The 15,371-nt window shown below is 37.1% G+C and carries 13 protein-coding genes; 10 read left to right on the forward strand and 3 right to left on the reverse strand.

Translation table 11 applies throughout. The features are described from left to right. Nucleotides 1-207 (forward strand): hypothetical protein (locus tag ACTJKC_RS14720; RefSeq protein ID WP_440792992.1); only part of this gene is annotated, 207 nt, incomplete at its 5' end. A 133-nt stretch (nucleotides 208-340) separates the two neighbouring features. Beyond that, a complete protein-coding gene (locus tag ACTJKC_RS14725; protein WP_440792994.1) occupies nucleotides 341-544 on the forward strand; it encodes a hypothetical protein in 204 nt (67 codons plus the stop codon). A 2,096-nt stretch (nucleotides 545-2,640) separates the two neighbouring features. Here the strand turns inward: ACTJKC_RS14725 and ACTJKC_RS14730 are convergent. Next, nucleotides 2,641-3,387 (reverse strand): hypothetical protein, encoded by a 747-nt coding sequence (locus tag ACTJKC_RS14730; RefSeq protein ID WP_440792996.1) that lies wholly within the window; start codon nucleotides 3,385-3,387, stop codon nucleotides 2,641-2,643. 666 nt (nucleotides 3,388-4,053) lie between these two features. Between ACTJKC_RS14730 and ACTJKC_RS14735 the strand changes: the two genes are divergently transcribed. From ACTJKC_RS14735 to ACTJKC_RS14770, 8 genes are all read left to right on the forward strand, one after another. After that, complete coding sequence (locus ACTJKC_RS14735; RefSeq protein WP_440792998.1) at nucleotides 4,054-5,532, forward strand: DUF262 domain-containing protein; 1,479 nt, start codon at nucleotides 4,054-4,056, stop codon at nucleotides 5,530-5,532. Then, the gene (locus tag ACTJKC_RS14740; protein ID WP_440793000.1) at nucleotides 5,525-7,465 is read left to right on the forward strand and encodes a DUF262 domain-containing protein; all 1,941 of its coding nucleotides are present in this window, start codon (nucleotides 5,525-5,527) and stop codon (nucleotides 7,463-7,465) included. Before ACTJKC_RS14735 ends, ACTJKC_RS14740 begins: the two co-directional genes overlap by 8 nt. A 76-nt stretch (nucleotides 7,466-7,541) precedes the next feature. Continuing rightward, nucleotides 7,542-7,865 carry a nucleotide pyrophosphohydrolase gene (locus ACTJKC_RS14745; protein WP_440793002.1) on the forward strand — a complete coding sequence of 108 codons (324 nt, stop codon included), beginning with the start codon at nucleotides 7,542-7,544 and terminating at the stop codon, nucleotides 7,863-7,865. Continuing rightward, nucleotides 7,866-10,049: a DNA/RNA helicase domain-containing protein gene (locus ACTJKC_RS14750; RefSeq protein ID WP_440793004.1), complete on the forward strand. Its 2,184-nt coding sequence runs from the start codon at nucleotides 7,866-7,868 to the stop codon at nucleotides 10,047-10,049. A 494-nt stretch (nucleotides 10,050-10,543) separates the two neighbouring features. Beyond that, nucleotides 10,544-11,011 carry a BRCT domain-containing protein gene (locus ACTJKC_RS14755; RefSeq protein ID WP_440793006.1) on the forward strand — a complete coding sequence of 156 codons (468 nt, stop codon included), beginning with the start codon at nucleotides 10,544-10,546 and terminating at the stop codon, nucleotides 11,009-11,011. A 42-nt stretch (nucleotides 11,012-11,053) separates the two neighbouring features. Next, the gene (locus ACTJKC_RS14760; RefSeq protein WP_440793008.1) at nucleotides 11,054-11,341 is read left to right on the forward strand and encodes a hypothetical protein; all 288 of its coding nucleotides are present in this window, start codon (nucleotides 11,054-11,056) and stop codon (nucleotides 11,339-11,341) included. Nucleotides 11,342-11,418: 77 nt separating this feature from the next. Beyond that, on the forward strand, nucleotides 11,419-11,574 hold the full coding sequence (locus tag ACTJKC_RS14765) for an AAA family ATPase (protein WP_440793010.1): 156 nt from the start codon (nucleotides 11,419-11,421) through the stop codon (nucleotides 11,572-11,574). Between the two features lie 161 nt (nucleotides 11,575-11,735). Continuing rightward, entirely contained in the window at nucleotides 11,736-13,220 is a 1,485-nt protein-coding gene (locus tag ACTJKC_RS14770; protein ID WP_440793012.1) for an ATP-dependent nuclease, read from the forward strand. Between the two features lie 105 nt (nucleotides 13,221-13,325). On the opposite strand, the gene ACTJKC_RS14775 is transcribed toward ACTJKC_RS14770, so the two are convergent. Continuing rightward, on the reverse strand, nucleotides 13,326-13,571 hold the full coding sequence (locus ACTJKC_RS14775; RefSeq protein ID WP_440793014.1) for a hypothetical protein: 246 nt from the start codon (nucleotides 13,569-13,571) through the stop codon (nucleotides 13,326-13,328). A 161-nt stretch (nucleotides 13,572-13,732) separates the two neighbouring features. Beyond that, on the reverse strand, nucleotides 13,733-14,884 hold the full coding sequence (nhaA, locus tag ACTJKC_RS14780; protein WP_440793016.1) for a Na+/H+ antiporter NhaA: 1,152 nt from the start codon (nucleotides 14,882-14,884) through the stop codon (nucleotides 13,733-13,735). Nucleotides 14,885-15,371 lie beyond the last annotated feature (487 nt).

Here is a 15,371-nt window from a genome sequence, read left to right on the forward strand (position 1 = left end):
GTAATGAAAATCTTTATCGGCTCACCGCCGCCGAGGGGCTCTTTCTTTTGGCTTGGCCCAAAAGAAACAAAAACCCAAGGCTTGGATCTGATGTCGGATAAATTCGTCAAAGCTTTTAAGTCGTCAGCACAAGCCCCCGATGAAGGATCGGGGAGGGCGTGCTGCCTCAGTGCTGTGCTGATTGAATGGGAGGTGCAAAAGCTTTAACGCTTTCTCCTTCCATCATATCCGAGGCCGTAGCAGGGAGCAGAGGAATATTACGCGTTATTTTTACAACGATCAATCCGTCATTTCGATCCCGAAGGTTCGGGAAGAAATCTGTTAAACTTAAATTCTGGTAATGAAAATCTCTATCGGCTCACTGCCGCCGTGGGGCTCTTTCTTTTGGTTTGGCCCAAAAGAAACAAAAACCCAAGGCTTGGATCTGATGTCGGATAAATTCGTCAAAGCTTTTAAGTCGTCAGCACAAGCCCCCGATGAAGGATCGGGGAGGGCGTGCTGCCTCGGGATAGTGATTAGGGAAAAGGGAGTGCTAAAGCTTTAACGCTTTCTCCTTCCATCATATCCGAGGCCGGTAGCAGGGAGCAGAGGGATATTATGCGTAATTTTTACAACGATCAATCCGTCATTTCGATCCCGAAGGTTCGGGAAGAAATCTGTTAAACTTAAATTCTGGTAATAAAAATCTCTATCGGCTCACCGCCGCCGAGGGGCTCTTTCTTTTGGCTTGGCCCAAAAGAAACAAAAACCCAAGGCTTGGATCTGATGTCGGATAAATTCGTAAATGCTTTTAAGTCGTCAGCACAAGCCCCCGATGAAGGATCGGGGAGGGCGTGCTGCCTCGGGATAGTGATTAGGGAAAAGGGAGTGCAAAAGCTTTAACGCTTTCTCCTTCCATCATATCCGAGGCCGGTAGCAGGGAACAGAGGGATATTACGCGTAATTTTTACAACGATCAATCCGTCATTTCGATCCCGACGGTTCGGGAAGAAATCTGTTAAACTTAAATTCTGGTAATGAAAATCTCTATCGGCTCACCACCGCCGAGGGGCTCTTTCTTTTGGCTTGGCCCAAAAGAAACAAAAACCCAAGGCTTGGATCTAATGTCGGATAAATTCGTCAAAGCTTTTAAGTCGTCAGCACAAGCCCCCGATGAAGGATCGGGGAGGGCGTGCTACCTCAGTGCTGTGCTGATTGAATGTAGGTGCAAAAGCTTTAACGCTTTCTCCTTCCATCATATCCGAGGCCGGTAGCAGGGAGCGGAGGAATATTACGCGTAATTTTACAACGATCAATCCGTCATTTCGATCCCGAAGGTTCGGGAAGAAATCTGTTAAACTTAAATTCTGGTAATGAAAATCTTTATCGGCTCACCGCCGCCGAGGGGCTCTTTCTTTTGGCTTGGCCCAAAAGAAACAAAAACCCAAGGCTTGGATCTGATGTCGGATAAATTCGTCAAAGCTTTTAAGTCGTTAGCACAAGCCCCCGATGAAGGATCGGGGAGGGCGTGCTGCCTCGGGATAGTGATTAGGGAAAAGGGAGTGCAAAAGCTTTAACGTTTTCTCCTTCCATCATACCCGAGGCCGGTAGCAGGGAGCAGAGGAATGTTACGCGTAATTTATAACGATCAATCCGTCATTTCGATCCCGAAGGTTCGGGAAGAAATCTGTTAAACTTAAATTCTGGTAATGAAAATCTCTATCGGCTCACTGCCGCCGAGGGGCTCTTTCTTTTGGCTTGGCCCAAAAGAAACAAAAACCCAAGGCTTGGATCTGATTTCGGATAAATTCGTCAAAGCATTTAAGTCGTCAGCACAAGCCCCCGATGAAGGATCGGGGAGGGCGTGCTGCCTCGGGATAGTGATTAGGGAAAAGGGAGTGCAAAAGCTTTAACGTTTTCTCCTTCCATCATATCCGAGGCCGTAGCAGGGAGTAGAGGGATATTACGCATAATTTTTACAACGACCAATCCGTCATTTCGATCCCGAAGGTTTGGGAAGAAATCTTTGAACTGTATTTAGGTAACCCATGCAGTGAGCAACATTATAATTGCAGTTAACAGAACTACAATTGCAGTGCACAGAATTTATTTTGCGCATGGCAGCATTACCGGTGCCATCGATAGTTATGAACTTGCAGTTGAAAGTTCTAAACTTTCCATTCGCAACATTATACTTTCAGCTCGCAGCTTTATGTTTGCAGTCGGTTACTTTATACTTTCCAACGGGATTTTGAACTTGCAGTTCACAGTTCTGAACTTTCCGTCGATAGTTCTATCGGGGCAGTTAACAACTTTACCGGAGTGGTAGGGAGTTTTTAGTTAGCAGTTGACAGTTTTTAGTTTGCAGTTAACAAAATTATAACCGCAGTTGTGAGTATTATACTTGCAGTGAATGGGTTTATACTTGCAGTGAACAGTTTTTAGTTTGCAGTTGACAGTTTTTAGTTCGCAGTTAACAGAATTTTAACCGCAGTTGCTAGTATCATACTTGCAGTGGATGGATTTATACTTGCAGTGAACAGTTTTTAGCCGGTAGTTTGCAATTTACATTTCCCGAAATTGCTATAAAACAAAAACAGCAACCGATTTTGATGTCTGTTGCTGTTCTAAATTTTGGTTGGGATGATTTTTTTCATGAGTTTAAATTTTTACGGTTTTAAATGGAATTCCCGAAATCTGCTTGTACTGCGGCGTGCTTGCACCAAAAATAGATTTTGAGTAATTCTTAGCATATAAGGCCAGTGCCACAATACCGGTTTCGGGATGGTAGAGGATATTATTCCGGTTAAGGCGAAGGCCACTCAGTTCGGAGGTTTTTGCCACCACATCGCGGTTTTTCTGCAATAAATCGTTGTACAAGGTAGTAAGGGTGGCTTGCTGTAACTCTACTTCGTTGGGGGCATAGGTAGGGATGGTACCTAACAGTTTAATCTGCTTGTCGAAATTGTCGAGCTGGGCATCGAAACTTTGTTGCGAGGCCGATACCTGGTTCACAATGGTTCCACTGGCCGCCAGCTTTTCTTTTTCCTCGTCTGTTAACTTTGCTGATGTCCTTTGGCCCTGGATTTTCCGGTTATTGGTTGCGGCATTGTCTGCTACCTGCTGCGACACATTGCTGGCTTTTATGGCATTCACAATGCGGGTACTCAGTTTTTTCAGGGGCTTAAAAGCCAGGTCGCGGGCAGCAATGGCACTACTGTTTTTAGCAGCCAGGTCGTGTACCTGTTCGGTAATGGTTCTGGCGGCCACAGCCTTCTCATTTAAACTTTTTAACTGGATGTTCACATTGCTGGGGTTGTACACCGCGCCGTAACCGGTTAAATAAGCAATGAGGTTTTCGAAATTGGCCACATTTTTATGATGGCCGGCGTCATTGATTTTTGACATAACTTGTTTTTTAAATGTTAATAAAATTGTTCATTGACATTAAGTTAAAATTTATTTTTTACAACTTATAGTGGTGGGGTTATTTTTTTCGAAAAGGGGATTGGCTAATTTGATTAGGCTTAGGGATTTAACCACAGATGGACACGGATCAACACAGATTTGAATATGGTATCAATGGCTTATTCTTGCTCTCCTAAAAACCGGGATAATTGCTGGTTAATTTTCTTTTGGTTTAACTCAGATGAATAATATGGAGGATGGGGGAAACCGTAAGGAATGGTGAGGTGGATTGTGGAGGTTTGATTGAATTAAAATTTAAAACCAAATCTTATGGCTAATTACAGATTAAATTTGAACCAACAGCCCAATGGCGATTATGAGGTTCACAAAGATGATTGCGGGTATTATCCAGAACTTAACTATGATTACCTAGGCGTGTTCAGTTCATGTGGACCAGCAGTTGCAGAAGCGAAAAGAATACATCCTTCCTTAAATCGGATTAATGGATGTTATTGGTGTTCATTGCCGTGCCATACGACTTAATGCTATTATCACCTGATAGATAAAGCTTCCTAGTGAGGCTTTATCTACATTAATATCTTTTCATTTTTAAGCTGTATATTAGCTGCAGTCAATAAATAATAAATTAAACGCTCAAATATCTACATGCTTAATCCCGAACTTGAAGAACACTCTTGTTCTAATCGTTTTGACGAAGTCATTACTGATTTATCGGTGCTTGATATAGCACCATTACCCCATGATACTCAGCTCCAAAGTGATAAATATAAAAGGATAACACCAGAGGTAATTACTCTTCGAAGTTTATTATTTGATCAAAAACTGAGAATTCCAAATTATCAAAGGCCTTATAAATGGTCGTTAAAAAATGTAAATGACTTATTAAATGATATTTTATTATTTAAAGATAAGCCGGCTTACCGTCTGGGTACCATTGTTTATCATCAAAACGATTCAATTGAAGAAACTACCACTGTTAACGATATTGTTGATGGTCAACAAAGAACCATTACACTGTTGTTAATTGCATTAGCCATACAAAATAACGACACCTTACAAGAAAAGCTAAAAAATGCTGGCCTCAACATTCCTCAATTGGATCTTACAAATAAATTAAGTTTTAAGAACAATTTAAGTAAAAATAACATCAGGGAAAACTATCGGGAAATACAACGTAGAATTGTAGATTTTGATGCTGAAACCATTGGTTTTTTTTATGACCGGTGTGAAGTAGTAAAAGTAGTTTTAAGTGATATATCTGAAGCTTTTCAGTTTTTTGATTCGCAGAATGCAAGAGGTGTGGATTTAAATCCCCATGATTTATTAAAAGCATTTCATCTACGTGAAATGGTGGATCACACCTCAGAAAAAGAGCGCATTGGAATTGTTGAAGGCTGGGAAAATATGGAACTTAAAAAACTAAAACGTACCTTCTCCAATTATTTATTTCGAATTAGAAATTGGAATAACGGTAATTCTGCAAGGCGATTTACTAAAAATGATATTTCAATCTTTAAAGGCATAAGTCCTAACATCCAGGAGCCTTATCCCTTCGCAAATATCTATCGCATCAGTCATTTCTATGTTGATGGTTATAATAAAGACTTTAACAGAAATATTGACCATAGGGAATTAAGTTATCCGTTTCAGTTGGATCAGGTGGTGATTAATGGAAAGCGTTTTTTTGAAATGATTGCCCATTATGTGAAAACCATAAATGAATTAAAAATTACTGTCGAAAAAGAAGGAATAGCAAAAGATATTCTCAAAGTTTTAGATACCTATGATGGTAGATTTAGAACTGGGGATAAATATGTAAGGAATTTATTCGACTGCGCTTTAATGTACTATATAGATAAATTTGGAAAAGTAGAGATCGAACGAGCTATAGAACGAATTTTTATTTGGGCTTATACAGTGAGGTTAACCCAACATGCCGTACAACTCGCCACGGTAGATAATTACGCCCTTCAGAATCCACAAATTTTTAAGACTATTAAAAATGCCTTGCAGCCTAACGATTTTTTTAGCGTGAAAATTAAAGCATTGAATACTGTAGTTGATTCCGAAAAAACTAAAAATATCAAAAATCTTTTTTTAAAGCTCCAATACATTTATGAATAACATACCATCTTTTTCAATCGGGGAATTATTTGGAAGGCATGATAATTATGTTATTCCAATCTATCAGCGCAATTATACCTGGGGACAGGGAGAAATTAAACAATTGATTCAAGACATTTATGATTTTGCTTTTGACGATCACAAATGCAAACAGCCTTACTATATTGGTTCTTTAATCATTTATGAGCGGGAAGTAGAAAACAAAATTTCTTTTGAGACTATTGACGGTCAACAGCGTTTAACCACTTTGAAGATATTACTACATGCATTGCATCATACTTTTAAAGACGACTTAAATTACATTATTCCCCTTAACTTAAAATTGAGTTTTGATAGTAGAAAAAAATCGACAGCAAGTTTAGCAGCCATTGAAAAGGGAAATATTGATACTGAAAATAGTCAAGAATATAATGTTTATATAAAACAACGCTATCTTGATGCCCAAAAAATACTAAAAAGCTTTTTAACTACGAAAGATGCAGTTCTTCATTTTTATAAATACTTAATTGCTAATGTTTGTCTTATTAGAGTGCCGGTGCCCCCGGAAACTGATTTAAACCATTATTTTGAAATCATGAATAACAGGGGCGAACAATTAGAAAAACATGAGGTATTAAAAGCCAGTTTATTAAATGTTTTAAAAAGCGACCCCGATCTATGCCATGCTTTCAACTTAATCTGGGAAGCTTGTTCAGATATGGAACGTTATGTTCAATATGGATTTTCCCCTAAACAACGTAGTACAATTTTCACAAAGAATTGGAATAAACTTGATTGTTCAAGTCTTGATGAAGTTGCTGTAAAAATAAACCAGGCAAACATAGAGACGTTTGCAGAAAAATCTAATTCAATTGATGCTGAAACTGAATTAAATATTTGCGAGATTATTGAATTTAAAGGAGCTTTTGAAGTAAATAAAAATCATAACGAAGAAGCACCAGAGCGATTCAATTCTGTAATAAATTTCTCCAATTTTCTATTACACGTTTTAAGAATCCAAACCCAAAAAAATATCAGCTTAGATGATAAGCGCCTTAAAGATTTTTTTGATGTCGAACTAAAACTCCTTAGTATAAATGAACAGGTTAATTTTGTGAAGGCATTTGGTTTTAATCTGTTAAAAACGAAACATTTATTTGATCAGTACATTATTAAAAGAGAGTTTTTTAAGGAGAAAGATCAATGGAGTTTAAAAACATTGAAATTGTATGATAATAACAGGGTTGGCTATGTAAATACCTTTGATCAGGAAGAAAGTAATGATTCTCAGAACAAAGAAATATTGATGCTGCTTGCCATGTTCCATGTATCAACACCAACATTAGTTTACAAACATTGGTTAAATGCTGCACTCAATTATCTTTTTAACGAGCAAGATGTCAATCCTGAAAATTATCGGATCTATTTGCAGAACTTAGCCCAGGCTTATTTATTTGATAGGTTTATTGCTGAAAATCCAACTGATTATTTTGATATTATTTATTCCAATAAAGGAGTTTCGATAAATAAACAGCACGGCAACTATAACCTAAATCTCTTGGATAGAGGTACAGCTGTAGAGAATTTCGTATTTAATTACCTTGACTATATTCTGTGGAAACAAAAAAGTGACCAGTCTGCTGAGTTTGAATTTACTTTTAGAAGTTCGGTTGAGCACTACTATCCACAAAATCCTATTTCAAAGGAACATAAAATAGACCGTGGAATATTTGATCTCTTTGGTAATCTATGTTTAATTAGCAGCAGTAAAAATTCGAAATTGAGCAATCATATGCCAGCGGCTAAAAAGGATTTTTATGCTAAAGAAGGACCTGATAGTTTAAAGCAGGTACTGATGATGAAGGAGGAGATTTGGACAGAGGATAAAATTAAACAGCAAGGGAATTTAATGAAAGAAAAGTTGGTTGAATTTTCAAAGCTGTATAGGAATTAAGTGAGTTGACTTTTTATTTTTGTGATCACGTTTTCCAAATCAACACTATATTCTTAAATTGGCCACAATTAGCCTTATGACCGAAGAGATAACAGCAGCATTATTAAAGTTTAGAGACGAGCGCGATTGGGCGCAGTTTCATAATCCCAAAGATTTAGCCCTTGCTTTGAATATCGAAGCAGCTGAATTGCTGGAGCTGTTTTTATGGAAAAATGCCGAGGATGCCAATGTTGATAAGATAAAAGAAGAACTCGCTGATGTCTTTTCTTATGCGCTGTTGCTGGCTGAAAAATACAATCTGGATGTGGAGCAAATCATTCTTGATAAAATTAAAATTAACGACGCCAAGTATCCAGTTAATAAAGCAAAAGGGACGGCTAAAAAGTATAATGAACTATAAATGAGTAAACGTTATCTAATTAGCACTTCTGAATTTTCCGAACAAAGTTTAACAGATCTAAGTTTAAAACATCAGAATTTTTTATCCTGGCCATTAGTTTACTTTTTAAGTGAAAACAATAAGTATGAAGCTTACGTTGGGGAAACTACCGACCTTGTTAGTCGTATGAAAGCCCATTTAAAAAGTGATCATAAAAAAAATCTTAAATCAGCACACTTAATTTTAAGTGATCTTTTTAACAAATCTGCAACGCTTGATATTGAATCTAATTTAATAAAATACCTAGCAGCCGACGGCCGCTATCAGTTACAGAATGGTAATTTGGGCATTGCTAACCATCATTTTTACCAAAAGAAGGAACTTTACTGGGATATATTTAAAGATATTTGGTCTGAACTCCGAACGCTGGGTATTACCAGACATTCTTTGGAATATATTGATAATAGCGACCTTTTTAAATATTCGCCTTATAAAAGTTTGTCGGATGAACAGGTTACTGGTCTAAAAACGATACTTAAATGTTTGTTGGATGAGCGGGCAAAAGTAAGTTTAATTGAAGGTGGTGCAGGAACAGGAAAAAGCATTTTAGCTATATTTTTATTTAAGCTCTTAAAAACAGATACCGAAGATTTTAATTTAACTGATTTTGACGAGAATGATCTGGAACTTTTTGAATTGTTTAAAAAAGTTAAGGAACAATACGGTCATCTTGAAATGGCTTTAGTAGTTCCTATGTCCTCTTTTAGAAAAACAATAGAAAAAGTTTTTAAAGGGATTAAAGGTTTAAAATCGAATATGGTTATCGGGCCTGCCGATGTGGTTAAAAAGAAATACGATTTATTAATTATTGATGAATCACATCGTTTAAGGCAAAGGGTAAATTTAGGCGCTTATTTTGGTGCCTTTGATCAAAACTGTAAGGCACTAGGTTTCGACAAAATGACGAGTTCTGAGTTGGACTGGGTTTTAAAACAAGCCAATAAAAGCATCTTATTTTATGATGAACAGCAAAGCATAAAACCTTCTGATGTGTCGGCCAGTGCATTTAAGAATTTAAAACAAAAAGCTGATACCCGTTACGAGATATTGAAAACCCAATTTAGGGTTAAGGGTGGTGCGGATTATGTAAAATTTATTCAAGGTTTGTTTACCGAGCAAAATAATGCATTAAAACCTTATGCCCCTGGTTTAAACTATGAGTCATATCTCTACGAATCTTTAGATGATATGGTCAATGATATAAAATTAAAAGATCAGCAATTCGGTTTATCCAGATTAGTTGCAGGTTTTGCCTGGAAATGGATTTCAAATAAAGATAAAAGTAAATTTGATATTGTTATAGAGGATACAAAGTTGCAGTGGAATGCTGTAACCGTCGATTGGGTAAATACACCAAATGCCATAAATGAAGTTGGTTGTATACATACTATTCAGGGTTATGATCTAAATTATACTGGTGTAATCATTGGGCCTGAAATCGGCTATGATCCTATATCAGAAAAACTAATTATTTATGACCAATTATATCAGGATAAAAATGGTAAAAACTCTATTAGAGATCCTGAGATATTAAAAAGCTATATTATTAATATTTATAAAACCATTTTATTAAGAGGAATTAATGGAACTTTTATTTACGTTTGCGATCCGGCACTGCGTAACCATTTTAAAAAATTTTGGCGGTTAAAAGAACCTTTAGCTGAAGTTAAGCCGCTAAACATACATCCGAATAAAACCAACGGGCAATGCATTCCTTTTTATGATTTAAATATTGCTGCGGGTTCATTTTCCGATTATCAGCAAGTTGAAAATATTAGCTTTTTGGAGTTGCCTGAAAGCTTAAGGACAAATACCGATCTATTTGCTTGCAAGATTATTGGCGAATCTATGAATAAAGTTATTCCTAACGGGTCCATTGCCTTATTTAGAAAATATAGCGGAGGCTCCCGTAATGGATTGATTTGCTTAGTTGAATCAACCAATATATATGATAAAGATTTAGGTGGTCAGTATACTATTAAAGAATACAGAAGCAAGAAAGCCCAAACTGATGATAGTTGGGTGCATGAAGAAATTACCTTACATCCTTTATCTACTGATGAGTATTTTAAGCCCCTTGTTTTAAGAGATGAAGAAACTATTGATTTAAAGGTTATTGGGATTTTTGAAAGGGTGTTGGCTTAACAGATTATTTTAAATAAAATTTCTCGTAATACGGAAACCCGTAAATTTTACTCCTCCTGGCCAAGTATCTTGGTGCCATGAAAAGATTTTATTGTATCCTGTTTTTAAGTATTGGCATTTTTGCCTGTAGCAAACAAAATGAAGTTGGGACGAGTACAGATACTGAGACTTATACGCCGTGTGGTACCTATAAATCCGGCCAAAAATTATATCAAGGTTCTAAAGGTGGTTGTTTTTATTACAATAGTAAGGGTAATAAGGAATATGTGGAGAGAAGTGCGTGTAAGTGTTAATTCAGCTTTATACCCTAAGAAGTGATTTTAGAATTTGCAAATTTCAACTTATTGATCTATATTACTATATCTAAATAATTCTAGCTCAATCCTTTCCGTTTTTTCTCTCAAATCCTTTTTTTAACAACCATTTTGTAATACTAAATCGCACAAAATTGTTGTTTGTACTCAGCTGTTTTACCTATTCGTGATTATGATTATATGAAACAACCAGACCAACTGATTTTAGATATGTATACCTCTAAAGCGCAAGCTGATAAAGCAATTAGTTCTTTAAAAGGAATTTTGCTTGGAATAAACTTAGATGGAGACATAAATGAACAAATTAGAAGGGAAACCGAGCGCATCAATATCTCTGGTTTATGCACGAGCGAACCCGATGTTACATTTGATGGCAAGACTTTCTGTATTACAGGTATACTACAAAGAACTAGCAGAGAGGGTTTAAAGAAAAAGATTCTCAATCAGGGAGGTATACCAACCGATGGCATAACACTTAAAACAGACTATTTAATAATTGGTGATAACGGTAACCCTGCATGGGCCTTTTCTTGTTATGGGCGCAAAGTAGAGAAAGCTATAAATATGAGAAAGGATGGGCATACGATAATGTTAATCCATGAATTTGACTTTGCTGATGTTATTGATGAATTGATAACATCTGCTTAATAGAAACAACTAATAAATACTAGGAAATTTAATCAAATGATCATGAACAAACTAATTATTGAAGCAATCGAAAATCAAAATGTAATTGAATTTAACTATGAAGGAACATTAAGAGAAGTCGAGCCTCACCGTTATGGTAAAACCACTGCCGGAAATGAGGCTTTAAGAGCCTATCAGGTTGGAGGATATTCTTCTTCAGGCAAAATGGGATGGAAAATGTATGATCTTAGAAAAGCAGAGAACATTAATATTTTGGAAATCACGTTTGATGTTAGAGGAGATTATAGCAAAGGAGATAAAGGGATGTCACAAATTCACATGGAAATATAGCCCTGAAAAGTTGATATGATAATAGAATATTAAGAAGTGATTTACATAAATACATATTGGGACGAACATAAATAAAAATGAAATTACATTGTTTAAAAATATCCGGTTTTAAGAGACTCAAGGATGTCGAAGTAAAATTTGGAGATGCTACATTTTTGATTGGTCAAAATAATTGCGGGAAAAGCTCAATTCTAAAAGCTATTGAAGTTTTATTGTCTGGAGAAAACAATTAGCTAATGCGGAATTTCATTCGATAGTAGACGATGAGACTAAAGAAACTAAAGTAGATATTACTACCGTTGTTTTAGAAGCTGAATTCAGAAACTTACCTGTAGAAGCTAAACAATGGAGGGGGTTTAAAGGCAGGATATTTACTTACGATATTGAAGATGGTATGGAAGAAAGTGGTCTTTCTGTTATTTATAGAAAAACCTACGAATTAGGAAAAGATGTAATAGTTGAGTTCAAATCCAAAAAGAGAAAAATCAAAGTAGAATACGAAAATTGTAAAACCCCTAATGATTATATCTCTAAGGGAATTGATGCGGAAATTATTGGAGAATCTTTTACTGAACTGAATAAAGCTATAGGTAAAAGCAAAGGGGCATTAGACAAACTTGAACAGATTGACGAGTTATTTGAACTTGAAGAAGAGGAAGAATGGTTTCAAAATCCTGGAGGTATACCCGGAAATGTGCTTAAAATGTTGCCAAGATTTTTACTTATCCCAGTTGATTCATCCTCCATGGAACTAAGCGGCTCTGGAAATGGAGTTTTGAGTAAAACACTAGCAGAACTATTTGAAACGGTTAGAGAGAGTTCTGATCATTTTAAAGAAGCACAGGTTCATTTAAATAACCTTGCAAAAGAATTGGATCCAGCAGATAATAGTTCTGAATTTGGAAAGATGATGATTGATTTGAATTCTGTACTGTCGAGTGTATTTCCAGAATCTAAGCTACACGCTAGTACGAACCTAAGCGATCCTACAAATTTAAAACCATCTTTCCTTGTAGAAATGTCTAGTAACATTCGAACTTCGATAGATAATCAGGGAACAGGAATGATTCGTGCAGCAGTTTTTGGAATGTTACGATATCGCCAAAAATGGTTATCGCAACGAGAAGATGAACATAATCGATCTTTAATTATTTGTTTTGAGGAGCCTGAGATCTATTTACATCCAAGTGCAGCAAATCAAATGCGTGATGCTATATATGAATTAAGTAAAAACAGTTCACAAATCATCGCCTCGACACATTCTCCGTACCTTATAGATATTTCACGTAAACCTAATCAAGTTTTAAATAGATTGTATAACTGTGGCAATCACGTTGAATGTGATACTTTTAGTGTAACAGAAAAATTTAAAGCTTTACAAGATAACGATCAACAATATGTTAAGATGGTTCTTAAAATTGATAATTATGTCTCAAGGATTTTTTTTACTAATCATGTTATAATTATCGAAGGGGATACTGAAGATATTCTGTTTAAAGAATCACTTAAACGGATTGATAGGGCTAAGTTTTTGAAAATTGTATCAAACTTTGAAATAATTAAAGCAAGAGGAAAAGCTGCAATAATTGGATTAGTAAAATACTTAATTTCAATGGGGATAAAGCCTATTGTAGTGCATGATAAAGATGAGAACGAGCCTAATGCATTTAAATTCAATCAGCCTATCAGAGATGCGTTAGGTAATAATGGCAAAATTATTATGATGAATAACTGCGTTGAAGATGAAATTGGTTATAACGCAACTTATGAAAAGCCATTTAAAGCTTACCAAGTTGCTGATTCATGGGGAGATAACTGGGAGGATGTACCATTAAAGTGGAGAAATAAGTTACATGAGATTTTTGATAGCTATTTGTAAATTTTACAATTAGAATTATTTTGAAAGTATTCAATTTCTCTAAAGTATTCAAATAAAAAAGCCCAATCATTTCCGGTCGGGCTTTTACTTTTACAGTTATTTTTTCTACTTATTATTCAATATCTCTATTTTCTCTCTTTCGCTAGCCAATAGCTTTTCGTATAATTCTTTGTTGGCCTCTAATGCCTCCATTAATTTATCAATTGGATTAAAATTACAGTTGAAAGAGTTATATGCTCCGTTATTGAAGCTATTATCATTAAAAGTGTTGAAATAATTAATTACTGCATCATCCGAAAATTGGAGTATCGCTTCTTTTGTCACGCCCAAAACCTTTGCTACTTTCTCCAAAGCACTATCCTCAATTTCTTCGCTCTGCTCTAATTTGCTAATGGCCTGTTGGCTAATTCCGGCTTAGGTAGCGGAAGTAGGAAAATTTATCATCCAGCGTATAGGAGGGTACTTTGCGACTTTCACGTATAGCTTTTATGTCCTCTGCGGTAAAAACATGATTAATCTTTCACCGATTTCAAAAACACAAAACCCACCACGCCCGATAAAACTGAGGCGGTTAGTATTGCAAACTTCGCTTCGGATACATGCAGTGCATCACTAAAAGAAAGCAACGCAATAAAAATCGACATGGTAAAACCGATTCCGGCGAGCATGCCCAAACCTAGGAGGTGTTTCCAGCCTGCTCCGGTGGGTAAATCGGCCCATTTCAGTTTCACGGCGAGCCAACTGAAAAGGGTTACGCCGATGGTTTTTCCTGCAAATAAACCTACGATAATGCCGAGGCCTAAAGGGGATACCAGTCCGGTAAGCATTTCTTTCTGGAAAGTGATATTCGTATTGGCCAGTGCGAAAACCGGCATAATGAGGTAATTCACCGGAGTGGTTAAAAAATGTTCCAGTTTTTCCAATGGCGATTCGATGTCGGTTTCGTTGGTGGGAATGGTGAAAGCCAGTAATACCCCTGCAATGGTGGCATGGATGCCCGAGTGGTGGATGAAATACCAGAGGAATATACCCGGGATGAGGTAAAATACGAGCTTCTTTACGCCGAAATAATTCATTAAGCCTAAAAGCATTAGGATGCCCCCAGCCATGGCCAGGTATTCGAAATGGATCTGTTGCGTATAAAAAAACGCGATAACGAGGATAGCACCGAGATCATCTACAATGGCCAAAGCGGCCAGGAATATTTTTAAACTGGCCGGTACGCTTTTACCCAGCATGGCGATAATGGCGAGGGCAAAGGCAATGTCGGTTGCCATGGGGATGCCCCAGCCACCGGCGGTTTCTGCACCTTTATTAAACAGGCTATAAATCAACGCGGGTACCAGCATGCCCCCTAAGGCGGCGATAACGGGTAAAGCTGCGCTTTTAAGGGAAGAGAGTTCGCCTTCTACGAGTTCACGTTTGATTTCGAGTCCTACGAGCAGGAAAAATATGGCCATGAGGGCGTCGTTTATCCAGGCTAAAATACTGTAGTTTACTTCGCCAAAGCCTAATCTGGTGGCTAAAAAAGCTTCGAAACTTTCTTTTGAGGCGGTATTGGCAATGATTAAGGAGATGGCTACGCAGATCAGTAATAAAAACCCGCCCACTTGTCCGGAGCGGAAGAAACGCTGAAATGCTTCAAGGTTGATGAGTTTAGCCATAAGGGTAAAAATAGGAAAAAGGAGGGATAGGGGGTGGTTTTTGTGAAGAATAAGTTTCTATATGGTCGTTATCGGATAGCTATTGATCTCGCGCAGGCGGGAACCTTACTGCTTTCGCTATTAGTTTAACTGGTTTTCTGTCTTCCTGAGGTACGAAGGATCTGTAAATGTTTATTACTGGTTTGTGTTTGTTCACCCGCTAAGTTTTTCTTTGCCTTATGCTCAGGCTTGCCTCGGCTCACCGCCTCCGAGGGGCTCTTTCTTTTGGCTTGGCCTAAAAGAAACAAAAACCCAAGGCTTGCATCCTTTCTTGAACTAAGCTATCGAAATTCTGATTGCGGCAATATGGAGGCCCCGATGAAAAATCGGGACTGTATATTGCCTTGGGCAGTGAGATATTGAGGGTGGGCTGCAGGAATTTCAATGCTTATTTCGGCGAAAATCTGCGAGGCCGGTAGCAGGGAGCAGATAGCGTGATGTATAGGGA

Origin of the sequence: Pedobacter sp. 22226, assembly GCF_052045455.1 — a bacterium.
In the GTDB taxonomy this organism is placed as follows: domain Bacteria; phylum Bacteroidota; class Bacteroidia; order Sphingobacteriales; family Sphingobacteriaceae; genus Pedobacter; species Pedobacter jeongneungensis.